Consider the following 26364-nt stretch of genomic DNA (forward strand, 5'->3'; position numbering starts at 1 on the left):
TTCCCAAAGGTTCTGATCAATCTCTATACTTTTCCTAAAAACTTCTCTTAAATCACCGTCCCTCTTTGAACCTGTTCATCCAAGACATTCATGTTATCTGTAAACTTTACTGACTCACTGTGCAGTTTGACTATCGCATTTCCCTGTTGGTCTGTTAGTTGGTAATTTACATCATTAAATAATAGTTTCATATTGGCATTAAGCGCAGCGGCAGACGTTGTGTACAGCTGAACGTTTAGATAGGAACTATCATTAAAGATGGCTGTGTCGATATAAGGTTTGAACTCGTCAAAAACCGTTGGCAGACCACTGATCAATCCTGACATGACCGTGCGTAGTCCCCGTACAAAACTTTCCAGATCGTCTAACACATTAATAATAGACTCAACCGGTGTTTTAACAAGTACTTCATATAGATTCAATTGATCAATATCTGAAAAAGGTAAAGTTGAGGCGGCCGTTCTAATGCGAGAGGCTATATTTCTTACACTCTCTTTTAATAAAAAAATAGCACCTTCTACAGCAAATATTTTAACTAGTATTAATGACAAAGGTTTTGTTAATCTAGCTACGCCAAGAGTTTTTAAGGCTTGAAATTTAACGTCTACATGCAGTTGTTTTAAATTAAGTGCATTTTCAAGATATTCCGAATCATTCAGAGAGAAATCAGTTCTCGCAAAGGTATGATTTGAACTACCTACCCCTTGCCCACTTATAGTACTTGCAACCGCCTCATCATTATCGGTAAACTGACACCCAACAGTTGATACATTCAGAGCATGTGCACCTAGATGTGCCGTCACATGAGCATAATTTTGATTTACAATAACATAATGTTCATATAACTCATCCACAACCGCATCTGAGAAATTTCCTGTAACCGGACTAAAAAGTTCTGTCAGTGCATTATCCGTTAGGTTTTGAAGTTCTAGTTGGAATTCCCCAGCCTGTTCTAAGGCTTCAAAAATTCTATCACTTATTTCTGTATAACGTTCAAATAAATCAATGTTAGGCAAAAATAAATGATCTACTAATTTGGCAGGAGGTGAATTTAAAATTGAGATCAACGTACCAATGGGCCCACCCATTCGACCTGCAATATCTAATGCATTTTGAACAGTTGTACTTAAAATCGTATGAGCACCTGATGTCATCGTTAAATGCATTTGTTGAAAGGTCTCCATTCGTTCAAAGAACTGTTCTTTCAGTTTCCGCTCGCGCTCGGCTCTCGTATCTCGTTCATGTTGAATAATTGCTAAAGCATTCTCCATATATTCATGAGATAGAACAAGTCGTTCTTTTACATATCCGTTTAACGAACTAGCTAATGTTTCTAAGGACTCCTGATTAATTAATATGCGATCCGTGGAACCACCGTGTAATGGTAGACCTGTCCAAATACTTGTGACGATGTGCTCGTGAGCAGCAATATGTATTTGACCATAACCAGGCTCGCCTTTCGTACCAATTTCATAGAATTGACCACCATCAGCACGATTGACATACCCAGTGTGGTTACTACCTATCGCATTCAATAAAGGGATTCCGTTATTAATATTATAGACCTGACCTGGTATCTGCTCGGACATACCTATTGAAGAAAGTCCCTTAGTTAAAGCATCATATTCACTAAAATAATTTGTGATATTATCGTAAACTTTATTCGGGTCCATGACCCCATTAAAAGGAAGGAGAGCGGGATTTAAAGTAACAGAGCGAACATCTTCATGTTGGACGGCTACGTTATTAGCAAGTGCTCCCCCTAAGGAATTACCCGCAACTGAATCAACGCCATATTTTTGATCCATCTCTCTATAATAAGCTTCTGCTGCCTCAAGCTGGGGTACGTCAAGATCACTGACCAGCATCATATCTGTGACAATGTCTGCAGAGGAGAATTCGCCTGTGCTTGTTTCAGTGGCTGTACCAACATAAACTACAGTAAACTCACCAGTTTCTAAAGATTCAACCGTAAGAGCATCCAGCCCAGTAGGATGATCGTATATAGTGTTAACTACACGAAACATATTATCATTAGCATTAATTATGGAGTTTATTTGATAATTTCTATAAGCATGATATCCAGCCAATTCTACCAAATTTGTGTCAAGAGATTCTTCTACGGGGGGATTCATCATATCACTCCTAGACAACTTGAAATATAATATTCAAACCATTATCATTATGGTTTTATAATTTCATTGGGGACCGCACGTTCCATAACATTTGTTCTGCTACCTTGTAGATTTCTTGGATCAATATTATTATCGTATAGAAAGATACTATATCGTCCAGGAGGTACATTATCTATGGACTCAATATCTTTCTCCAATTTTTCAAATAGCTCCTCATCCACATCTACATTTTCTTGATCCATATGAAGCCTTATCGTGAAAAATATATTCTCTGGATCTAACTCATCCTTAGGATATAATTCTTCCCACTCATCACGACTTCTTTCGGGATTTTCTTTATACTTTTCAACTATTCCATCAAAAGCTTTCTCAAGTCCTGATAAGTAATAATACTCTGTAGCAAAGCCTGAACCCCCTACATTCTCTATAGCTTCCACTGACATTCCTGTAACCGGATACTCTATGGCGATATCACTTAAGTAATCATCAATATTTTTCATTTCTTCTTTATAAATCATGGCGTAAACACCTGTTACGATAGCCATTTCCACCTGACCATTTTCAGAGAAAACTTCTTCTAGTAAAACATTTTCATTTGCTAAGTCAATTGGTACCACTGCGAATGAATAAAAATGGGGCTCCCCGACTGATTCAACAAATACTGTAGCTGCTTCACGTGCACCAACCACGTTATGGACAATCACTTCTGTCTTGTATTCATCAATAAAAAATTTCTTCACTGCCTCCTCAATCTCAGGCAGGTTTTCATTCGCTATGGGTTGTGTTAGCTCGCCGCCATCTAACTCATAGCCTTCTCCAGTATATTCTTGAATCGGTATGTAAGGATCAGAATCATTAGCACCTGAAGGCTGATTGTCCGGTGGATTTTCTCCCTCACCATTAGCTGGCGGATTTTCTTCGTGATCATCTGTTGATGGATTAGTAGTCAAATTAAAACATCCTCCTAAAAGTAATGTGATAGTTAGTATTGATATTGCTGTAGTTAACCTTCTAAGAATGTTCATGGCTCTCCTCGTTTCTTGGATGAAGATTCTGATGTTTCCTCTATATTCCATCATAATAAGTCGCATTGAGGAAGTATATACAACAAATGTAATATTTACTTACCCATGTTTCTCCAAATGAAACCCTAAAAGTAGATTTGTGAGCCTAAAGACCTCCATACTTTATACACACAGTAACTTAACCATAGGGTACTAAAACCTGTTCCTCTTACATTCTCTAAAGCCTTCTCATTAAAACCTACTAAGTTATTTCTTTCCGCAAATTCTTGGATGAATGTATGTAAGTTCGATATTTCTTCCTCATATATTAAGCTGTTAATACCTCCACTTATAGCTTGCTCTACCTGATCTTCCTCTACCCAAATCTGATCAGCAACTACTTCTTCCTTTGTGATATCCTTAGGTATAATTGCAAAAGTGTTAAAAGAGACTTCTCCTACCGCTTCAACATAAAGCGTTGCCGCATTATTGGCACCTACAACATTATGTACAATGACATCTGTTTTATATTTATCTTTGAAAAACCTCTTCTCTACCTCCTCTATTTCTGGCAGATTCTCGTCCGCAATTGGCTGTGTTACCTCCCCACCATCTAACGTATAACCTTCTCCTGAATAATATTGAACAGGTACAAAAGGATCTAAAGCCTCTGCTCTAGATGGCTGCTTTGTTGATGGATTAGTCAATTGAAAGCAACCTCCTAAAAGGAGTAAAAGCGTTATTAAACAAATGACAATTGCCCTTTTCCGTATTAGCATATCACTCCTCATTTCTTAGATTAAGAAGGATGGGGTATTACTCTTTTCTAATGTCGTAAGGATGCGCTCGTTTTATTTGATGTTCATCATTTCCATTAGCTGTGCGCTTGTTTATCTTATTATCATTTATATACACACTATATAATCCAACTGGGAGATCATCACTCTGCTCGATATATGTAACGATTGACTCCAAAGCATCTTCATTGGGTTTAGCAGTTTCATCTTCCATAAATAGTTGAATAGTGATTAAAACCCCCTCAGAATTTACTTTATTTTCTTCTAGGAAGCTTATCCATTCTGATGCTTTAAATGAAGGATTCTCTAGATACTTTTCATTGAGTCCTTCTAAAGCAAAATCTCCCATTGAGGTGTACATAAATGATGTGCTATACCCATTTCCTTTCACATTTGCTAAAGCTTCTTCAGTGATGCCTGCAACACCTAACTCAGGGGCTACCTCCTGGATAAAGTCATTCAGCTCAGTAAATTCTTTGTCATAAGCCATTCCATATATACCCGTCCTTATCGCATTCTCAACTGTATCATTTTGTGAATAAACTTCTTCACTTTGCACCTTAAGATGTTCCACATCAATCGGCACCACCGCATACGTATAAAAATGAGGCTCCCCAACCGATTCAACAAACACCGTGGCTGCATTCAATGCTCCAACGACGTTATGAACAATAACTTCTGTCTTATATTCCTCTACAAAGAACCTTTTCACCGTTTCTTCGATCTTCTTCAAATTCTCATCCGCAATCGGCTGCGTTTCCTTACCACCATCTAACGTATAGCCTTCTCCTGTATAGTCTTGAACACTCACAAATGGATCGAATGTATCCGTACTAGTGGATTGATCCACTGGTGTCTCACTAATGCTTTGACATCCTACTAAAACAAGCAAGCTTAATCCAATCAACTGTTTATGTATAGTCATATATCTCCTCTTTTCTCACTATCCGCTGATAATCGATTCCCTATTTGTTCCATCTTAATCCACCTATTCATAGGAATCAAAAAAACACAGCTCCTCCTCAAGAGGCACTGCGTCTGTTGTTATTTCTTATACGCTTTTTTCTACGATTACTTCTCCAGCTTAGCCATCCTACCATAAATAGAATTCCAATAGCTCCGCCAACAGTATCGATAATGACATCTCCAATTAATCCTTGGCGATCCTCACTGAAATATTGTCTTAACTCATCAATGCATGCATAGGTAAATACCGTAATCAGTGTAATAAGTGCAGCCCAACGAACTGACACAAAAAAAGCAAGCAATCGTGTAGCAAGAAAACCAATCGCTGCAAACACAGTGAGATGGGAGGCTTTACGGATAAAAAACTCCAGAAACCCTGCTACCCCACTTGCCTCGATGCTTCGTTCGTACCCTCCATAGGTAAAGGAGATCCTGCTAAGAAAGGTGTTCTCTAGCCAATGAATCGGTAATTTATTTAATGTTGGTCGCAAATCCTGATGTGAGTAAGGCTGAGAAGTTGAATAAAAAATGAGCCCAATGACTCCAAGAAGCAGAGCAGTTGTGAGGAGCATCTTAGTTTTCTCTTGCAAGGAATCACCGTTCTTTCTTTCTTCTTATATAAAATAAGATTGTAGCATTATTTTCCATAAACAACAATGCTAGATTTTCTCAATATCCTAGACAGCCCTCTGCTTGATCTCTTCAATGATTTGTTCTTTTTCCTCTTTTTTTGTTTCTATTTCCTGTGCCAGTTGGTTTAGTCTCTCAACGGTGTCCTGTGCAAGCAATTCATTGCCTGCATCCACGCTGCTATATAAAAGAAGATTTAAATCAAGGAATTCCTGTGCTTCCTCATAGAGAAAATCGTAAAGGTCTTCAGCCTCATTTGGATAGGGTTGATTAAGAAAAGCTTGGACAATCGCACGTTGTTGATCCACAGCTTCTAATATATCCTGCCGCTCCTCTTCACTTATCTCTGACAGTCCAGTTTCTTCTATTATATTTTTATATTCTTCCAACCATATTTCTTCCTCCATAAACTGTTCCATGTGCTCATGAAAAAGTCCCACATAACCATCAATTTGCATACCTACAAGTACAGCCTTTAGATCGCGAACGGAATAATCCTTATCATGAAGTAGCTCACGGTAAGGGGATAAGTTCGTGGACCGATCATTCTCTTCTACTTTTTCCTGATATTCCTCTAGCTGTTGATCATATTTTTCGATGGTTTGAGCAAAATCATCGACACGCTCTAACAATTCATCATCTGCTAAAGATTGCTCGCCCACCGTTACAATCTCTTCATGGTTACTCTTTAAATAGAGGAGTTGGATATGGAGCTCCAGATATGCTTCTGGTACTCCATCCTCCGTTGTACGATCTATAAAAGCCGTCATGGATTCATCCAACTGGTCCTGCTTTTCTTCTATATGCAATAAGGAATTAACGTAATGGCCATCCTCCATTAACCCATTAAAAAGACGGATTACAGCATCCTGCGTTTGTGCCAGCTCTTCTTCCACCTGCGTCAAATGCTCTACATATTCATGCTCCCATTCTGCTTGCTCAGCAGGCTTGTCCGTGTTACAGCCTGTTGCTAAAAGTAGGACAGCCGAAGTTGGAACAACCGCACGTAAAGTTAGCCTATCCATTCAATCACACCTTTTCTTGCCGACTTCAATACATGATATCAATTATTGCATAGTTATGGTGATAATATCCATCTAACTCTGTCTATTACGTGAAATGTAAGCAAAAAAAGCAGAACCCTCTCCAAAAAGGTTCTACTTTTTATATTATCGAACAATCAGTACAGGAATCTTGGCATGCTTAGCTAGCTTATGGCTGACACTTCCAAGCACTAAGGTTTGTAGCTCATTACGCCCACGACTTCCGACAACTAAGCAATCGTATTCATGGTCCTTTAGATGAAGCATCACCATACGAGCTGGCTCGCCTCTTAAATAGAAGCTACCTGCCGACACACCCTGCGCCTCCAAAAACTCTAAACTCTCTGCAAGCATTTTTTTTGCTAGTGCATCCGCCTCTGCATTGTCACTGTATAGAAAGACTTCTGAATGTCCTCGCACATCGACACAGTACACCAAGTCAATGTGAACCTCGGATTTATATGGCTGTATCATATCTACAGCCTTTATTAATCCTCGTTTTGCATGCTTTGATCCGTCCGTTGCTACCAGTATGCGTTTAAACATATGTCAAACCCTCCATCGCTGTTTAGGTGATAGACTGGCCAGTTAGTGTACTATACCCGTTTTTCTGACCTTTAACACTCTGCTTATACAAGAGAGTCTTGCCTTTATGCGTGGGAGATATGCAAAATGGACCTTTATATCGAGGCCATAGCTGAATGGCGCCGCTACAGGAGAACCCTACGCTTTCCGCGGGAACGGCCTCAGCCCTCGAAGTGGAAAACCACCCCTTCGATGTCTTCAGACACGTTCTGTTCCGCAGGAGTCTACGGGTTCTCCTTCCGCTAATGATCTGATCAAACAAATGACATTTAACAAAATGAAAGCTAAGTTTTGTTGATATAAAAATTCAATATCATCCTGTAATTCCCGGAGGTGTCGTCCTTCCCATTTCGTACGCTTAATACGTTGAACCAAGAAAAAATTAATCTAAAAACACTCCTCCGTCTGGTCCTACTGGGATGCCGAATAGGTAGAAAATGATGATGAGTGTCGTCATTCCTACTAGTAGACAGATACTATAAGGAAGTGTATAAGAAATTAGCGATCCTAGTCCTGCGTCCTTTTGATACTTTCGCACAAACTCTAATGTGATTAGTATATAAGGCGAAAGAGGTGTAATCATACTTGTCGAAGAATCTCCTACACGGTATGCCATTTGCGCAAAGGCGGGGTCATACCCTAGCTGGATAAACATCGGGATAAAGATGGGTGCAAAGATTGCCCATTGTCCGGAGCCACTCGTAATAATTAAATTTAACATGGACGTCATCAGAATAAATCCAATAATCAGTCCAATACCTGTAAAATTCATCGCCTCTAGAAATTCCGTTCCATTTACAGATACCCATAAGCCAATGCCTGACCATGCAAATAATGCGGTGAATTGGCTGATGAAGAAAACCAATACAATAAAATTACGCATACTACCTATCGCTTCACCCATGTATGCTGCAATATCTTTCATTCCGCTAATTTTGCCCATTTTATACCCATAGGTCAAACCTAGTAACGCAAATAATACTAATAGATAGACGACAATTCCATTTAATAGTGGTGAAGGAATTAGTCCTCCCTCTTCATTCAAAAGGAAACTATTTGGTATAAATACACCAACGGCTATCACCGCCACATACACTAGGCCTACAATACCTGTTGCTTTTAACGCAGCCGTTTCCTCTTTTGTCACTGGCTCCGTAGATTCGTCCACTTCTCCCGTAAATTCCCCAAGCCTTGGCTCTGTTAACTTACGAGTAATCGTTCCACCAATCAATGTACATAGAAAAACTCCCGCCACCATGAAGTAATAGTTACTTATAGCTGAAACGGTTCCTTCAAGGCCAATCACACCCATGGCCTCATTCGTAATCCCTGCGAGTAAAGGCTCATTCGCCGTAATCACAACACCCGTCGCGTAACCACTCGCTACACCAACAAAACCAGTAATCACTCCAGCTACCGGGTGTTTACCTAGTGAATAATAAATAATTCCAGCCAGCGGTGGCACAATCAAAAACGCCGAGTCCGTACCAACTACAGCAAAGTTCCCTGTGAAAAAGACCGCATACGGGATCAACCAAACGGGTGCAGACATCATAAGCTTTTTAATCAAAGCCGTCAAAAGCCCGACTCGCTCAGCAAGTCCAATCCCAAGCATCATCACAAGCACCACACCAAGTGGTGCAAACCCCGTGAAGTTACTAACAAGTGAGCTCGTTATAAAATTAACACCCTCACCACTTAATAAGCTTTGAATCTCTGTTTCCTCACCCGTGCCCGGATTTATTACTGTTACCCCAAGCAACTGTAGAACAGTAGAAGTAGCAACCAATACCCCGATCAAAAGTAAAAAAATTGTAATTGGCTGAGGAAGCAAATTCCCAAGCCTCTCAATCACAGTTAACGTACGCTGTAGCATTCTGTTCATCATGTTGTCCCGGCACCCTTCACTTCTGTAAAATAAATGTTAAAATATCAAACATTCAAATAATTTAATCAATGGATACTATTCTAGCGGGTGGGCGGGGAGATTGCAAGAATTTGTTGAGAAATAACACTTCTAAGGAAGAGGGGATTGTATGTAATAGAAAAAGACCACTATAACGAGGTCTTTTTCCAAAGTTGTTCTTTATTTTGAACATTGCCACACCACAAATCACTTTGATTTACATAATTTAATGGTTCGCCTGATAATTGAGTAAGCTCTACATCTGTCTCCTGCACTAAGACGGCTGCTCCTGCATAATCCCAAGGGTTAATCTTTGCCGTTACAAATCCATCGAGTTTACCAGCAGCGACATAGGCTAGCTCTATAGCTCCAACACCCATCATACGAATCCCTCGAACTTTAGAGCGTATATCATTTATGGAAGGTTGAAGGTCAAAAAAGCTATGATCAAAAGCGATAACTGCCTCATTTAAAGGAGTGCTCTGTTTCTTTTTAAGCAACGTGCCATTTAACCTGGCCCCTTTTCCTGCTTCAGCAGAGTAAAGGTCATTTTCATGTACGTCTAAAACATAGCCTAACACTGGCTTTCCATCAACCAAAACTCCTATTGAAATGGCGAAATGCTTTTGTTGATGCACAAAATTCATGGTGCCATCGATCGGATCAATAATCCAAACAGTTCCTGAAAGGTCCTTAGGCGGGGATGCCATTCCTTCCTCTCCGATAATATGGTCTTTCGGAAAGTTTAACTGGATTTGATTCACAAAGTAGGCTTCGACTAAACGATCGACGTTTGTTACTAAATCATTTGCATTGGCTTTCGTTTCTACTGTAAACTCTTGAATTCTTTCATCAATTAATTGCTTTGCTTCGTTTAGAGTTTTCTCTATAAATGATTTATACGCTTCCATCCTAGCCCCCTAATTATCTACCTTCGTCCATTCTTGAAACTGACTAATCCAATTTTGTCTTTCGGTGCTTGATTGGGCGTGATCAGGATCAATGACTAATAAATCCGCTGGATCAATGGCTTGTTCAGGCTGAATGGCTGAATGATTGGTTAAATACTGATAGCTTCCAACCCGCTTGCCTATTTCTTGAGCCTCTATAGATAACGCCCAGTCCACAAACAGTTTAGCTTGCTCAGGATTCTTCGTTGTCTGACTGATGGCCACCGCTCCGACTTCATACATTGTTGGTTCTGTTGGGTAAATAATCACTAATTCGTTATAGCCCTCATGCTTTAAACGCATGGCATCATGAGCGAACATAATGGTCGCTGCACCTTTTTTTGATCCAATAACTCTACCAGGTGAAATACCCGTTGATGCGTAGTCAGAGACATTTGTGTCAATGTTCTCCACAACTGAACGTGTCCGTGACTCTCCATACAATTGGTGTAGCATCGTTAACGTTAAATAGCCCGTACCTGTAATTCGAGGATCAGGAAGAGTGAGCCAACCTTTATACTCTACACGTTGTAAATCTGTCCATCTTTTGGGCAACTCTACTCCTTGTTCTAGATGCCATTGGCGATTCGCAACAAGGGCTAATACACTAACATAAACTCCCGTCCAGTTTCCATCCGCATCATAGTATAAGGGATCAATGTCTTTCCTTTTTTCTGAACGATATGGCATGAGTAGCCCTTCACGCTTCGCTTCTTCAAATAATACTGAAGGACCACCATACCAAACATCAATCTTTGTTTCTCCTTCTTCCAATAGCTGAAGGATTTTTCCATTACTGAGTCGTTTAAACACAACCTGAATTCCCGTATCCCGCTCGAATTGTTCAAATGCCTTTATTGCATGGGCATCATCCATCCCGGCATAGATGTAGAGAACATCTTTTGACTCTTGCACCTGACAAGAGGATAAAATAAGAATGATTAGCACATAAATACAGACTTTTCCTCTCACAATATCCTCCTCTCTCTTTTAGGAAGCAGGTACAACATGCAAGGACTGCTGAGAAAAGCGGACCGAGACCTCATCTCCTGCTGAATATGTTTTCTTTCCACCAGGATCAGCTACAATCGCGTATAGTGAGACTCCACCATATTCAACCTCATACTCTTGAATATGACCCATAAATACACTCTTTGTCACTTTTGCTTTTTCTGTGCCCTGTTCATCAATGATAATGGCTTCAGGACGAACAACAATAGAGACGGGTTGTCCTTCTCTAAATGAAAGAGCATTATCCTGATAAACATCCAATTTTGTATCCTTGGTTTGAACGGTTAGCATGTCATCCGATTGGCTCTCTACCTTTCCATCTAAGAAATTCGCTGTTCCAATAAAATCGGATACAAACTTAGATGTTGGTTGTTGATAGATTTCCATTGGGGTTCCTACCTGTTCAATCTTACCCGCGTTCATGACAACAATTTGATCACTTAAACTCATTGCTTCACTTTGATCGTGTGTAACATATACAGCCGTAATACCAAGCTTTTTTTGAATTCGACGTATTTCATCTCTCATCGTAATTCGTAGTTTTGCATCTAAATTTGATAACGGCTCATCAAATAGTAATACTCCTGGTTCCATGACCAACGCTCTTGCTAGTGCCACCCGTTGCTGCTGTCCACCAGATAATTGATTAGGCATACGGTTAGCATTAACATGGAGATTCATTATATCCATAATAGGCGTGACTCTTTTATCTATTTCTTGCTTCGAAAGCTTTTTTAATCTTAAGCCATAACAAATATTATCATAAACCGTCATATGCGGGAATAAGGCATAGGATTGAAAGACCATTGTACAATCTCGTTTATTAGCGGGAATTTGCTTTACATTTTCATCCCCAAAGAAGATATTTCCCTCAGACAAATCCTCAAAGCCTGCAATCATACGTAACGTGGTTGTTTTGCCGCAGCCTGATGGCCCAAGAAGGGTTGTGAATTGTCCTTCTTTAATATGAAGATTAATATGATCAACTGCATGAGTAGACTTTCTTTGATCATCAGTAAAGGTTTTTGTAACATTTTCTAGTTTAACGGACTTAGCCATCTCTTCTTCCTCCTTAAAGGGATATACTATCCTGCGCTGCAACTTCCTTCACTTGGTCTTTCTTTCCTTTACGTGGGAAAGTCCACCGTTTCGTAAAGAGATTGGTTAACACGTTAAGGATGAGCATCGCAATAATCATCAAAATAATTAATAATGTACAATAGGCACTGGCTACACCAATTCTACCTGATTCAACTTGGGCTAAAATGGAAGCCGTGATTAAGTTATATTTTGCTGAAATCAAGAAGATAACGGCGCTCATCGCTGTCATACTTTTTACAAATGTGTAGACGAGTGAGCTAAAGAATGCTGGACGAATAAGCGGAAGAACGATCGTAAAAAACGTTTTAGAGCCGCTTGCCCCTAAGTTTGTCGCTGCCTCTTCAATGGATGGATCAATTTGTTGAAGCGAGGTGACACCTGAGCGAATTCCAACAGGCATGGCACGAACGATAAAGGCTGCTATGATGATTAATGCTGTTCCTGTAATAGCTAAAGGAGCTTGGTTAAAGGCTAGAATATACGAAATCCCTATAACCGTCCCAGGAATGGCAATGGACATCATGCTTAACCCTTCCATCACTCGCTTACCGGCAAATCTCTGGCGTACAATTAAATACGCAAGAACCATAGCGAACAAACCTCCGATAGGGGTAGCGATGGCGGATAATTTAAATGTATCAATCACTGCCTTCTGACCTATAGAGAATACGTATTGATAATGATCTAACGTAAAGCTATTGTTCACTCCCCAAAGTTGAATGAAAGAGCCAATGGGTACAAGAATATAAAAGAGTGCTACTGTTGCGGAAATCGCGTAACAAATCGTAATGACAGCTAAACGAAACGGTCCATCAGAAACAAGTCTTCTAGCCGATGTTGGTTTCCCTGTAACGGTGACATAGTTTTTCTTACCTAACCAGAATTTCTGAATCGCATAGAGAATGACCGTAACAGAGAGCAAGAGCATAGCAAGCGCTGCACCTGATTGCATATTATAGCTTCCTACAGCTTGAAGATAGATTTCTCTTGCTACCGTGTTATAGTCTCCCCCGATTGTCATAGGGTTACCGAAATCAGCCATGGACTGGATGAATACAAGTAGAAATGCATTTCCGATACCAGGTAGAGATAGCGGTAAGGTGACTCGTGCAAAGGTCTGCCATTTGGTTGAACCCAGATTATCACTCGCTTCTTCAAGTGCTGGACTGATAGATCGAAGCAATCCCGATAACACAAGAAAGGCTACTGGAAAGAACGTAAGCGTCTGCACTAAAATCAACCCATGAAGACCATAAATGTTTGCATTCTCAATGCCTAATAGTGAGCTTGAAATAAATCCATTACGACCAAACAATAAAATAGCTGATAAAGCAATCACGAATGGTGGTGAGATAATAGGTAAAATAGCAATCCCATTAAACACCATTTTGAATGGAATCTTGACATAAGCAAAAACATAAGCGAAGAAATAGGCAATCGCTGTGGATAATACAGATACAATACTAGCTAATAAAATGGAATTGATGAGGGAGCTTGATAGCTGCCCCCCCGATAAAACACGTTTATAGCCCTCAAATGAAAGTTCTTGATTGGAAATGAAGCTCGCTAAGAATATCTGAACGAGCGGATAGGCAATAAAAACAATCAGGCAGGCCATAATTAGAACAATTAGGATAAGCCTTAATGGCTGTTTAAATAAGTCTTGTACTTTGGCTTTCACCTAAATCCCACCCTTCTATCTTAATTAATAATGTCACGTTCAAATCGATCAATGATATCTTGACGTCTATCACCAGCTTCAAGAGGATCTGAATCTACAAGTGTTAACTCATCAAGCTTAACGGCTTCCTCTGGTTCTTCTGCATCTGGATGGGTTAAGTTCTGATAGTTACTTGTTGTTTGTCCAACTTCCTGGGCACTTGGTGATACAGACCAGTCGATGAATTGCTCTGCCAGTTCTTCATTTTTAGACCCTTCAATAATGGCAGATGAACCAATTTCAAAGCCTGTCCCTTCTTCTGGGAAAGAAAGCACAATGTCTTCAAATCCCTCTTCTTGATATTTAATAATATCGTGTGCAAATAGAATGCCTGCCCCTGCTTCATTTAGCCCAACCATACGACCAGGTGCGGATCCACTTGTTGTGTATTGTTGAATTTGCGGATGAAGCTGTTCTAAATAATCAAAACCTGGATCGTCTCCACCTTTAGATTCTAAAATGGAATACAACGCCGTATAGGCTGTCCCAGAAGAGCTCGGATGTGCCATAACTAGTTCATTTTGATAAGCCGGATCAAGCAAATCATCCCAGCTTGTCGGGGCTTCTAGTCCGTTATCATCTAAGAAATTTTGGTTTGTTGCAAAGCCAATGACACCAACATAAACACCTGACCAATATCCTTCACTATCCTTATATTCATCTGGAATCACGTCCGCTTCAGGTGATTGATAGGCATGAAGTAAGCCTTCCTTTTGAGCGGCAACGAATGTATCTGCGGGTCCTCCATACCAAATATCAGCTTGAGGATTATTTTTCTCCGCTCGAATTTTAGCTAGAATTTCTCCAGCAGACATACGAACCATATTGACATCAATACCAGTTTCTTCTGTAAATTTATCGATAGCTGCTACCGCGTGATCTTCTTGAAACCCTACATATACCGTTAAGGTGCCACCTGATTCGTCACCTTGTGAACAAGCTCCTAATGCAAGTAATCCAACAAGTCCACCTGCAAGCATCCAATGTTTTTTCATCATTCTTACCCCCTTGTCTTTATAAACAAAGCATACTTGTATGCGTTTACAAAAAGAAGACCAAATCTCTGCCGTTTAAATAGGCAGAGATTTGGTCTTCTAAAAAAAATTATTCAATTATTGAAGCAACCATCCAAGTAAGATGCCAATGAGCTGGAGGTCTGAATCCCCAAAGGTCGTCCGTGTATAACCCAACTCTGTTAAGAACGGTAATAAAAGCAACGGGAGCAGAGAAATAAGTAGTCCATGAATCGGACCAATCACAAGCAATGCTCGAATCCCCCTTAACCGATAGGCAATCACACCCGCAGCTCCTCCAGAGAAGAAATGAGGAATCACCCCAGGAATAATAATTGTATATTGAATTTGAACCATAACAAGCATGGCCAATATTCCCGCGCCAAAGCTTAACAAAAATCCAACAATCGCAGCAAGGGGAGCATAAGGAAAAAGCACAGGGGCATCTATAGCTGGAATAGAGCCCTTAATCCATTTACGTGAAATCCCCTCAAAAGCAGGTACAATTTCTGACACCATCATTCGTACTCCATTAATAATACTGTACATACCCGCAGTAAACCACAGTGATTGGATCATAGCGTACACAAAGAATGGCTGATTTCCAAACAAACTAGTCATCCCTTCTTGAAAAGAAAATAAGGCCGCCCCAAAGAAGAGAACAAAGGAAAATAAACATATCACTAGAATATGATCCTGCATCAAGGGCTCAAACCTTCTCAAAAAGGCTGGAAACTGATAGCTTTGCTCCCGTTTCTTAAATAGAGCCTTACTAAGCGCACCGGAGAGAAAATAACCAACACTATTAAAGTGACCGATAGCTATGCTATTATCTCCTGTCACACTCCTTACATAAGGTTGAATTAAGGCAGGCGCAAATGTCATAGATAAAGCTAGCACGCCCCCACCGATCAGAAATTGCCAAGAACCTAAATACGTAGGTTGCAGCACAGCTACAATGACCGCCCCCATAAAAAGAACCTGGTGACCTGATAAAAATATATATTTAAAAGGGGTGAATCGAGCTAGCAAAAGATGCAACACTAAAGCAACGGTGACAGTGAGAGCAACCTCCCGACCAAAATTAATTTGAACCAAGGCCATGACAGCCTCATTATGGGGGATAAAACCGATAATTTGGAAACGGTCCTGCACCATCACAGCTAAATTCGACAAGGATACCCCTGCAGCTGATGCACCTATTTGCAGTAATGCAGTTCCTACCATCACCTTAATAGTTCCACTGAGCGTGCGATAAAAGCTGACGCGAGCAAGAAGAAATCCAATAAATGCAGCTAATCCTAATAATAAGGTGGGCTCCCCAATAACCTGCCCCCCAAAGAATTCAAACGGACTCATACGGAGGACCGCCATCCTTGTATGGCCTTAGATTTATGTAGTTCCTCTTCCACATGCTGTCTATCAGCCACATACGTTAAGCTGACCACTTCTGTATCTCCACCTATTAATGGATCTACAACCTGTTTCGCACCAATGATGAGGTCTGCTTGAGTGAAGGAGGCACTTCCCACATCCATTTGCTCAATCCATACATGATGTATGCCCCAATCCTCTATTAGTTTTGAGACTTGTATTTTTAGCATAAGACTTGTACCTAGCCCACCGGAACATACAACGAGTATTTTACGCATAATGATCACCCTCCTCAAAGACACGCATCCAGTCCCACACGTTTTCTATATTTGACTCCTCTTGAAGCCACTTTAACTTTTTTTCAGAGTGAATCGTTTCAAGAATCATCTCCACCACTTTACTGTGCTGAGATTGATCGACTGGCGCTAATAAAATGATCCACCAGATATAATCATCTGAATGACCAAACCGTATTGGTTCTTCTAATGTCATTATAGCAAACCCACAGCTTAGAACGGATGGACTTCTTAGGTGAGGAAATGCAATACCCGGTGCAATGATATAAGAGTGATGGCCAGATTCCACCTCTCTAATAATCTCTTCTCCATAGCCGGAGCTAACGAAATGATTCCGTTCCAGACATGTGTGTAGAACCTGAATACAGCTTCGCCAATCCTTCCCTGATACTTGAAGATGAATACTATCGATGGAGATGAATGAGGTCACATGTCCTTGATCTTGCTTTCGACTCCCTGTAAAGAATCGATACAAGTCCTGATATAAGGCCCTTGGCTGATCTGGCTTTGCATGAGACATGACAAGATCAAACACAGATTGCACAGTATCAATCATTTCAAGATCTGTTTTCTCTTGAGCAGCTTTTACTCCTAATCGTATTTCTAGCTCTTGTTGCTCCTTCATATTTACAAGCGGAGAAACCTTAATCCAATCAATATGGACCGATGTGGTGAAAGGTATTGTAGTAATGAGTAAATCAACCTCATCCTGTTGTAATTGATGTGCTTGCTGAACAGAGTATTGGCCTATAATGACCACCTGTGGAAACAACCGACGAATCGCTCCCTCAAGCATCATGGATGTTCCTACCCCTGAGCTACAAACAATTGCCACTCTCCTCACAGGGAGCTGCGGCTTATGCACTAAAGCAGCACAAAGATGAATAGCAAGAAATCCAATCTCATGCTTACTCATGTCAGTAAGCCTCCACTCCGGCGAGCTTTTAATAAATGATGCCAACTGATCTAAATAAAGCCCATACTCTTTTTCTAGCTGGGGATAAAAAGAATTTTCAATTGTTGTACCAAACTTCAAACGATAGATAGCTGATTTCAGATGAATCGCCAGTCCTGAAATGACATCCTCTCTTCGACTAAGCCTCGTTTGATTCTCTTGCTCAAAACGAGTCACAATAGCCCGAGCTGTCTGTTCATGTGAAAAGGATACTTGAGTAGACTGACTTAAACGTCTAGCCCCTAGTATATGCATCGCAAAATAGGACATTTCCTTTTTAAGGGGTTTCGTGTTTTCGTCAAGATGAAGAAGACGAGCAAATACTTCTCTCGCTTGACCATAGGAAGCCTGTTCAAAAATACGAAGCTCATCATCCACAGTTAATTCAATCAAATGACCCCGTCTCACTCTGCTGACCTGAGCTATCCCATTCAAAAACAACTCATACTTGCTATCATCAACAAACTCGCTAGCTCCATGGGACTCTAAGATATGAATCAAATGGATGAGGTCTGAGACCCACAGCTGGCTAACTCGTAGCAAAGGGTCCGAGGGAAGAATCACCCGGTCCTCACTAATAAACAACGGAAACACATCCTGCTCAGGTATCACATCACGTAACAAATCAACGAATAGCATGCGCTTATGCCGCTCATTCCCTTTCAGAAAAAGCCTTTTACTCTCCCTTACAAGCATAAGCTCATAATCCGCCAGCTGTTCCTTTAAACGATTCAAATCATTTTGCATCGTACTGTGACTAATAGAATATTCCTCTTCTAGCTCCTCTAACGGAATAACTTCCTGCAACAGCAGCCGCTTCATCATGTCGACCCACCGCTGATTCGCATTAAGAAAATCTTGATTCCTATGAAGCGCTCTCAAAACAGTCTGCTCCTGTTCACTCGTTACAACTAACCTAGCCCCTCGCTTTCGGTTACGCTCAAGCGTCAACTCCGCCCCAACCTCAAGCAACCATTCCTCAATCTCTAACAAATCCTGCCGAATTGTCCGAGGGGATAGCTGATACACTTCTTTTATCGATTCAAGCGATAAAAAATCACGCTCACTCATCAAACGCTCAAGTAATTCCTTTTGTCTAATTGAAAGCAAAGTATGCCCTCCTAGTCGTTCTAAACGCTTACGTATTATTCTTAAGAGTGATATACAATTCAATCACAGTTTACGTAAGCAGCCTGTTCATCCTATTGCACCCTTCACCACTGTAAAATAAACGTTAAAATGTAAAACATTTAAATGATTAAATCAATGGGTACTATTCTATCGGGTGAAGAAGGGGAATGCAAGCAAAGAAAGAAGACCTCATTGCAGCATGAGATCTTAAAACAAGTCAGTCTTTATTATTTGAAATTGTTTTACAATAAGGTATTACAATCTGGGCAACCTCCAACTCATGAAATCCTACACCAGGCTTATTTAGATTTAGTTCAATTATAAATAGATTACCTTCTTTATCTATTGCTATGTCAAATGCTATATCAGTAAGTCCGTTTTCATAATTCCCTTCAAAATCTTTTGCTATGTTATGTGTCAAATCTAATATTTCAGAATGTATCTTAGTACTCTTTTCTTCCCCATAATTTCTTTTTAAGAAACCTTTAATTTCTCCAATATATCCACCGTTCTTTGCGAGCATTATGACGGCATGACGTGTTCCTATTCTAGGATACATTTTCGATAGAACCCACTCGTTTTCTCTCCCTTTAAGTAAATGTACTCTTACATCAAATGGTTGATTATCAAGTGTTCTAGTTTCAATGTATTTTTGCACCAAGTAATTTGACGATTTAATTCTTTCCTTAATAATTTTTATTAACTCAATTTCAGTTATATGTCTTTTATCGTCTCCATCGGCAATAAAGTAGTCATTCATACCTCTCAGTTCAATAAATAGTATTCCCTTTGTATAAGACCCTACTTCTGGTTTCATTATGATAGCATTATACTTTTTAATTAACTTCAATACTTCTATACTTCTTGTAACTCTCTTGTAAGGAATGATGAAATCATTAAATTGATCTGATTCTATTAATTTTTCATAAATTTCATTTTTATTAGCAGAATCTCCTCTTAACTCATTCGTGAATTTGATTCCTTCTAGTTCTTCATATATATAATTATATCCTTTAATACCTTTTGCTCTTAGACGATCATAAATAACATCCGGATAGTTTACTACCTTATTAACCCAAACACCTTTTTCAAAGATGGAGCCTTTAATAAGCATTTCTTCAAAATCGATATCGTTCGGAGAAAACATAAAAAAGTTACTCTCTTCATAGGCGGCTACGTACGCACAAGCCTCTGCTAACTTTTGACCTTTCTTTTTATCATCGATTAATAATCCAATAGTAGTTGGAAATTTAAAGTCAACTTTATCTATGTTAGAATTTTTCGCAAAAAATTGTCCTTTTAAAGCAGGTCTTTTTTCAAATTCATTTTTTAAAAATAACCCATTTTCCTTTACATACCTTGCATATGCAATCGTATTTTCCGCTCGCTCTTTTTCATGATAAGTGCTCTGGGGACCGTTATTTACTTCATGAAACCAAAATCTTCCTGTTTCATCAATAGCAATATCAAGACCTAATTCATCCAGGGCGAAACCATACACCTTATCAAGGTGAGAGGTTAATCCCATAGTTAATTCAACAAGGTTATCTTTATATAGATTTGCTTTATCTTTATATTCTCTCTTTAAAAACATATCCATATCCTCAGTGTACCCACCTCTGCTAATATTACTGAGAATACTCTTGTTATCACCAATTCTTGGATACATTTTAGTTATAACCCATTTACCTTCACCGTTTTTTTGAACGTGTGCACGGATATCAAAAGGTTCTTTTTTCTTAGTCTGACTCTTTATAAATGGTTGGACGATGTAACTCTTATTTTCTTTTAAAATAATATCTTGTAACCAGATGTGAAAGTTATCCTTATTATATGATTTTTTATGTTTATGTTGTGAAATAATATATTTATTATTATCTTTCTCTACAAAATAGATGTGTTGACCTTGCCTTCCTAAAATCGGCTTAAATACAACTGATTTATGTTGATCTAAATGAGAATATATGATATCTAAATCAGTGCATACTCGAAACTGAATGAAATATTCAGCGAATCTACCTGTTTTAACTAATTTTTCTGGCACTGAGTATTTGTTACCAACAGAGAAACTTGTGAAAGGAATTAATTTTCTAAGCTTTCGTTCTTCTTTAGATTGAAAACTTTTCCCTTTTGGAAAGATATTATGTATAACACGAGGAAATTCAAAAACGTCCTCTTCCCATTTCCCGTTTCTATTTATTTCTGCTTTAATTGTTTTTTCTTCAAAGTTTATATCCTTTGATGAGAACAAAATAAGATTCTGTCCTTGTAGTTTCCCTTCCTCCACTAATGCCTGGATTCTCTCTTTAGGGTATGCTTTTCTTGGAGAAGCATGACATAGATAGACTCCAATATTAGATTGATTAGTCCCAACTTCCTCTAATATAAAATCGTTGTAAAGTTTCTTCCATTTTTTCATTAGTGGAATAAGGGAAAATTGAAGAACACCTGCTATCTGATTTGAATTATTTGACTCAAAACCAGTGACTACTTGCATAAGTTGCTTCTTTATTTTTACTGTTTCATTAACAAAATCCGGTGGAAGTTCATAATTTAACTGAAAGGCTTCAACCGCCTCGTAACCCTCTACAATCGAGCTATAAACAGCAATACCTTCAGTCATTTTTTTCTCTTTCATTAACACAAGTAGATACTCACTTGCTTCAAGTAAAGTATTCACTATATTTTTTGATTGAGTGATCTGTGTATCCCAATTCACTTTAAAGTCCTCCTATATTAAAAAAACAGGCTCTATGATTTAGAACCTGCTTTTTTAAAAATAATTATCCTAGAAGCTGAAGTACTGCTTGTGGAGCTTGGTTTGCTTGCGCAAGCATAGCTTGAGATGCTTGAGAAAGAATGTTGTTCTTAGTGAACTCCATAATTTCTTTTGCCATGTCTACGTCACGAATACGCGATTCAGCAGCTTGTAAGTTTTCAGCAGAGTTGTCTAGGTTAGAGATTGTATGCTCTAGACGGTTTTGAACAGCTCCTAGCTTAGAACGTTCGGTTGATACTAAATTGATTGCTGTATTAATAGTTTCAATTGCAGTATCTGCTTCAGCACGAGTAGATAAATCTATAGTATTTACACTCAAACCTTCAGCTGACATATCTGCAATTGATAATTCTAGCATTTGACCTGTATCAGCACCAATATGGAAGGTAAAGTCAGTCTCAGTTCCAGTTAATAAATCTTTACCGTTAAACTTAGTGTCAGTTGAAATACGATCGATTTCTTCAATTAAAGCTTTAACTTCTTCTTGAATAGCTGCTCTGTCAGTATCGTCATCATTCGTATCATTCGCCGCTTGTACAGCAAGCTCACGCATACGTTGTAGAATTGAGTGAGTTTCGTTAAGAGCTCCCTCAGCTGTTTGAATTAAAGAGATACCATCTTGTGCGTTACGTGAAGCTTGATCCAAGCCACGAACTTGAGCACGCATTTTTTCGGAGATTGCAAGACCAGCAGCGTCATCCCCTGCACGGTTGATGCGAAGTCCTGAAGAAAGTTTTTCTTGAGCTTTTGCTCCAGCAGCTTGGTTAGCACCAAGTTGACGGTGAGCGTTCATAGCAGATAGATTGTGATTGATAATCATTATGTGTTTCCTCCCTGATTTTGCCCCGTACACGTCCTTGTGTGGGGTGAATAATTTTGTAAACAGCCAGGTCAACCGTCGCGGCCGCCGCGGGTGGCTGGCATGTTCTTTAGTTATATCGGAGGATGCAGGTGAATGTTTAATAATTTTTTCATTTATTTTTCGATTTTTTTCTTTGCATCTTTACTCATCCTAGAATTTCTTTCAAACCCATTTCAACTCTTAGATTTCTTTTAAATATAAAAAGATGCCATGACTCTGCAGGGATCCTTCATTTTCAACAAATATAGTCAATACATTTATATATCCTCACTCTTGATTTCCTTCGGTTCACCCACTAACTCAGATATTTTCCAATAATAATCATCTTCATCGTAAACTACGGTATATGTTGTGGTAAATGTCTTTACTTTATCCCCATTTTTTGGGTGATAAATTTCATAGATTTCTTTTGTTGTCATCGTATAACTTCCATCATCATTTGCTGATAGATTCGTTGCTTCGGCATTAATTAAGTATTCATCAATCCCGTTATCAAAAAAATACATGATATTGGGTTCAATTTTCTTTTTGTAGTCGCTTGTGACATAATCGTCCACATAGCTCGGCACCCCATGTCTTACAGCATCTGCATATTCACTTGCAAACGAAAAAATTAATTCATCTGCATCATACTGTGATAGCTTTATCTTTGCTCCTTCTTTTACTACTGCTTCAGTTGCGGAGACTTCATCTTGATCTTCTTTGCTGAATTCAAAGGTTTCTGTTGGATCGAAATAATAAGCATTTACGTTTACATCGACCATCTTCCATACATCATCTTGGTATGCAAATTCGTAGATTCTATGATACTCCTCATGCTCTAATTCTGGTATCTCTCCAGAATTAAACACGGCTTGCTCCCATTTTTCATAGACTGGTACATACACACCCCAAGTAGATGCTGATTCAAATATCTCCGCTTGCTCCCAGGCTATGCCTGACTCTAGTAAGTACCCGGCAAAGTATTCATCCCACATTTTTAATTCATGAATTTCTTTTTCGACCCAGTTATAGAGAACCCCACTTGCGTGAACGAGCTTATCTACATTCTTTTCTTGTGAAGCCACACGATACCCCAATAAATACTCGTTAATCATCTCACCCAGCTCTTTCTTCAATTCATCATTCGGTGCCAAAGCATGATCCATATTCTCATAGTAGAGTGGTAAAGAGTTACTCTTTAGAAGTCCAAAAGGAGAATCTGCTTCTAGGTGATAAGATAACGTGCCATCTGTTAGTAATGGGCCAAACTCCATTGGGGAGCTTGTGACGTCTAGCTCTTTCTTTGAATCTTCAAGGACAAGCTTTGTTCCGTTTATGATGGAGTCCATATATAACGAAGCGATCTCTAAATCAAAGTAAAGGGTGTAGTAATCTTGGTAGTAAAGGTCAGCTTCGACCGATTTCTCGTTTACTCCAAAGTCATTCTCCATGTTACCTGTCACTTGATAGATTCCTGGTAGATGATGCCCAAAGAAGTAGCCTTGCTCATCATATTCTGGTTCAACCTTCTCTTCATCCAAGGTGAATGTAATCTCATCAAGTTCTATGTTACTTTCAACGTATAGAGGCTTAGCTTCCATCACGAATTGGTATTCATCAAATAGTAGCCACTTCTTTCCTGTTTTTGTGAAATAAATAGGAAAGTCATTATAGTAACCATCGTAGTAACTGACCATTCTTGGATCGTCTATTGATTCTGCTTCAGATAACCATTTCTTTATTAGCTCCGCTTTGGCATCTTCGTCTTCCTCTAAATAGACGAGGAAATCCTCCACATGCTTATCTTCTACTGTAAGGCCCTCTCTATTAGATCCGAGATGTTTTTTGATTGCTTTTGTGTTTTGATCAGCTACCGCCTCAAGAAAGGAATTGACGACTCGATCCTTATCGGCCAAAGCTTTACCTGTGAAAAATAACCCTCCGGCAAGGACTGCGATGCCCGCCACTGATCCAATCAGGATTTTTTTACTTGTTTTCATAGGTTCTTTAGTTTGTTGAGGCGACGCCGTCTCTGGTAGCTTTGCTCCACATTTGCTACAAAAAGGTTGATCCTGATTCTGAGTATGACATTGTGGACAGATTTTCATATTCCTCACTCCGTGTCTATTCTAAGTTGGTTAGGCTGCTTTGCTATATGAATCTGCACTAGAAAGTCGGTGGGTGTTTTTTCTAATTAATGATCCGCCCCATGCAGAAACACCAGCTATAACTGAGCTTAGTAGGAAACCAATTAACCAATTTGATCCTACAGTTATACTTGTATACCAAACATCAAATGAAAAGGTTGTTAACCAAATGATCATTGCATGAAGAAAACCTGCAGATAATGCATAGAAAACAAGAATCCTCATTCGAGGCGAAGCTGCCTGTTTGGCGATCCAACTGTACCCAGCGAAAGTATGAATGAGAATAGGTAGGATAAATAAAAATTTGGAGGCATCCATTACCTCATCCACTTCTTTTTTCACCTCAAAATCAAAAGGCGAAACAGTCGTACCCCCAAAAGCAGAATGACTTATTGTATAAGGCCTATAATCCATATCTGCATCCATTTTAACCGTAGAAAGCTGACTAATATTCCAATAATATGCCCCGAGCTGAGTGGTCACAAGGTGATGGGAAATTCCGCTATCTTTTAGATCTTCTTTCAGTTGATCATTGCTCACTCCCGCAACTACTGTTACAGCTACCAAGCAGATCAGTGAATAAATGGCTGCTCTTTTGAAGGTATGTAAGAAGGTAGAACCTCTTAATGACTCTGTAATAGCCACACCAATCGTTATACATACGGCACTGATAACAAACGCATGAAAGCTAGCATTCAAGAAGCCGTACTCGGAAGCCACTGTAATTTCATCGTACCAGTCGTCCATGAAAGTAAGTTGCTTTGAAGCGAATATACTGATAACCCCTGCCGCCAATGCATAAATGAAGGCTGGAATGAAAATGCTAATCGCTTTCTGTTTAAGAGATGGAAGTTTTTCTTTACCTACTATCATGCCTAAAATAGAAAGAATAGTGGCTGGTATTAGTAGTAAAAGAAGAAAGCCGCCTTGAGAAACTAGTGATATTCGTTCTAACTCTTCCACTGATGTGATGTTAAGGGTTGCCCCGATTGAATGAAACAGCATAACGATATCTGATAACGTAATTAGCTCAATACTCCGCTCTAGTCCAAAGCCTTCAAAGATCTCATAGCTTATGAAAGAATTGACGCGGCCAGCCATCATAGACGCTACAACCATTACAATAAACATCCCCGCTATTGGATAAAGGATTAGTTTAATGAATGGAATTGTTGCTTGTTGTCTAACGTTTACTGGCTCTGCCGTCACGTTAACTTGCTCACTTTTCTTTTGGGTTTCTCGCCCTTCAGTCGTTCTTCCACAGCTTGTGCAATAATTCGCATCATTCCCTAAACCTTGGCTACAAAATGAACAAAAATTAGCCCCGCTCTGCGTAAGAGAAGCTCCGTCTTCTTTTATGTTTCTCAATTCAACCCCGTCGTTTGCACAATATACCGCATGGCTATGAGCTTTTGTACCACATTGTTTACAATACATCGTTATCTACCTACCCTACTTCTTTCTTAAGAGTAGAGGTACCACAGCATGGGCAGAAGTTTGCCGTTTGTGGTCGATCAATCGAACATACATGGCACGACACCATAGCTTCTTCTTCAGTAACAGGAGCTGCAATGGCTGTACCACACCCTCCACAAAATAAAGCATCTGCAGCATTCTCCTTCTGACAATGACTACACTGCACAACAGCCTGCGAATCATCATTCATAAGGTTGGTGAGTTCTTTCTGATTCATAAAAATAGAAACATCTTTCTCTATAAGCTTTGCACTCAATCCTTCGAGTTCTGGATCAACTAAAGTTCCTTCACGGAGCTTTCGATACGCTTCTTGCCCTAATTGTAATAATATTTCGGACTTATCAGAGTATCTATGTTGAAGGTCACGTTTTAACCTTGTTGCCTCCTGGGTGGTCTGAAGTTTTTGCTTACCTTGATCAATGCCTCCTTGAACCTTCGAAAGGCCTTCCCCCACTTTTTCTTTCCATCCTGATGTCATTCAATCTCCTCCAACGTTGTAAA

At 39.4% G+C, this 26364-nt stretch carries 21 protein-coding genes; all 21 read right to left on the reverse strand.

Features of this window, described 5'->3' with window-relative positions; translation table 11 throughout:
- Nucleotides 1-47: 47 nt before the first annotated feature.
- The gene (locus FN960_RS02730) at nucleotides 48-2138 is read right to left on the reverse strand and encodes an SA1320 family protein (RefSeq protein ID WP_143846830.1); all 2091 of its coding nucleotides are present in this window, start codon (nucleotides 2136-2138) and stop codon (nucleotides 48-50) included.
- 44 nt (nucleotides 2139-2182) lie between these two features.
- Entirely contained in the window at nucleotides 2183-3085 is a 903-nt protein-coding gene (locus tag FN960_RS02735; protein WP_185970874.1) for a DUF1672 family protein, read from the reverse strand.
- A gap of 200 nt (nucleotides 3086-3285) precedes the next feature.
- On the reverse strand, nucleotides 3286-3846 hold the full coding sequence (locus FN960_RS02740) for a DUF1672 family protein (protein WP_185970875.1): 561 nt from the start codon (nucleotides 3844-3846) through the stop codon (nucleotides 3286-3288).
- Between the two features lie 109 nt (nucleotides 3847-3955).
- Entirely contained in the window at nucleotides 3956-4861 is a 906-nt protein-coding gene (locus tag FN960_RS02745) for a DUF1672 family protein (protein ID WP_143846833.1), read from the reverse strand.
- 97 nt (nucleotides 4862-4958) lie between these two features.
- Nucleotides 4959-5474 (reverse strand): VanZ family protein, encoded by a 516-nt coding sequence (locus tag FN960_RS02750; RefSeq protein ID WP_143846834.1) that lies wholly within the window; start codon nucleotides 5472-5474, stop codon nucleotides 4959-4961.
- 105 nt (nucleotides 5475-5579) lie between these two features.
- Complete coding sequence (locus tag FN960_RS02755) at nucleotides 5580-6557, reverse strand: hypothetical protein (protein WP_143846835.1); 978 nt, start codon at nucleotides 6555-6557, stop codon at nucleotides 5580-5582.
- 144 nt (nucleotides 6558-6701) lie between these two features.
- On the reverse strand, nucleotides 6702-7121 hold the full coding sequence (locus FN960_RS02760) for a universal stress protein (protein WP_143846836.1): 420 nt from the start codon (nucleotides 7119-7121) through the stop codon (nucleotides 6702-6704).
- A 421-nt stretch (nucleotides 7122-7542) separates the two neighbouring features.
- Nucleotides 7543-9048 carry an AbgT family transporter gene (locus FN960_RS02765; protein ID WP_143846837.1) on the reverse strand — a complete coding sequence of 502 codons (1506 nt, stop codon included), beginning with the start codon at nucleotides 9046-9048 and terminating at the stop codon, nucleotides 7543-7545.
- Between the two features lie 167 nt (nucleotides 9049-9215).
- The gene (locus tag FN960_RS02770; RefSeq protein ID WP_143846838.1) at nucleotides 9216-9977 is read right to left on the reverse strand and encodes an inositol monophosphatase family protein; all 762 of its coding nucleotides are present in this window, start codon (nucleotides 9975-9977) and stop codon (nucleotides 9216-9218) included.
- A 9-nt stretch (nucleotides 9978-9986) separates the two neighbouring features.
- A complete protein-coding gene (locus FN960_RS02775) occupies nucleotides 9987-10988 on the reverse strand; it encodes an extracellular solute-binding protein (RefSeq protein WP_143846839.1) in 1002 nt (333 codons plus the stop codon).
- A gap of 18 nt (nucleotides 10989-11006) precedes the next feature.
- Nucleotides 11007-12086, reverse strand: a complete 1080-nt coding sequence (locus FN960_RS02780) for an ABC transporter ATP-binding protein (protein ID WP_143846840.1) — start codon at nucleotides 12084-12086, stop codon at nucleotides 11007-11009.
- 13 nt (nucleotides 12087-12099) lie between these two features.
- Nucleotides 12100-13809 carry an ABC transporter permease gene (locus tag FN960_RS02785; RefSeq protein ID WP_260681897.1) on the reverse strand — a complete coding sequence of 570 codons (1710 nt, stop codon included), beginning with the start codon at nucleotides 13807-13809 and terminating at the stop codon, nucleotides 12100-12102.
- 20 nt (nucleotides 13810-13829) lie between these two features.
- The gene (locus FN960_RS02790; RefSeq protein ID WP_260681898.1) at nucleotides 13830-14846 is read right to left on the reverse strand and encodes an ABC transporter substrate-binding protein; all 1017 of its coding nucleotides are present in this window, start codon (nucleotides 14844-14846) and stop codon (nucleotides 13830-13832) included.
- Nucleotides 14847-14960: 114 nt separating this feature from the next.
- Nucleotides 14961-16220 (reverse strand): PTS transporter subunit IIC, encoded by a 1260-nt coding sequence (locus tag FN960_RS02795; protein WP_143846841.1) that lies wholly within the window; start codon nucleotides 16218-16220, stop codon nucleotides 14961-14963.
- On the reverse strand, nucleotides 16217-16513 hold the full coding sequence (locus FN960_RS02800; protein ID WP_143846842.1) for a PTS sugar transporter subunit IIB: 297 nt from the start codon (nucleotides 16511-16513) through the stop codon (nucleotides 16217-16219). Before FN960_RS02800 ends, FN960_RS02795 begins: the two co-directional genes overlap by 4 nt.
- Nucleotides 16506-18596, reverse strand: coding sequence for a BglG family transcription antiterminator (locus FN960_RS02805; RefSeq protein WP_143846843.1), 2091 nt, complete (start codon nucleotides 18594-18596; stop codon nucleotides 16506-16508). Before FN960_RS02805 ends, FN960_RS02800 begins: the two co-directional genes overlap by 8 nt.
- A gap of 238 nt (nucleotides 18597-18834) precedes the next feature.
- A complete protein-coding gene (locus FN960_RS02810) occupies nucleotides 18835-21336 on the reverse strand; it encodes a YheC/YheD family protein (RefSeq protein ID WP_143846844.1) in 2502 nt (833 codons plus the stop codon).
- A 64-nt stretch (nucleotides 21337-21400) separates the two neighbouring features.
- Entirely contained in the window at nucleotides 21401-22216 is an 816-nt protein-coding gene (hag, locus tag FN960_RS02815; RefSeq protein ID WP_143846845.1) for a flagellin Hag, read from the reverse strand.
- Nucleotides 22217-22515: 299 nt separating this feature from the next.
- Nucleotides 22516-24348 carry a TcaA second domain-containing protein gene (locus FN960_RS02820; protein ID WP_143846846.1) on the reverse strand — a complete coding sequence of 611 codons (1833 nt, stop codon included), beginning with the start codon at nucleotides 24346-24348 and terminating at the stop codon, nucleotides 22516-22518.
- Between the two features lie 30 nt (nucleotides 24349-24378).
- Nucleotides 24379-25824: a zinc ribbon domain-containing protein gene (locus FN960_RS02825; protein ID WP_143846847.1), complete on the reverse strand. Its 1446-nt coding sequence runs from the start codon at nucleotides 25822-25824 to the stop codon at nucleotides 24379-24381.
- 10 nt (nucleotides 25825-25834) lie between these two features.
- Nucleotides 25835-26341, reverse strand: a complete 507-nt coding sequence (locus FN960_RS02830) for a zinc ribbon domain-containing protein (protein WP_143846848.1) — start codon at nucleotides 26339-26341, stop codon at nucleotides 25835-25837.
- Nucleotides 26342-26364: the final 23 nt, after the last annotated feature.

It is taken from the genome of Alkalicoccobacillus porphyridii, from assembly GCF_007293315.1.
GTDB classification, from domain to species: Bacteria; Bacillota; Bacilli; order Bacillales; family Bacillaceae_D; genus Alkalicoccobacillus; species Alkalicoccobacillus porphyridii.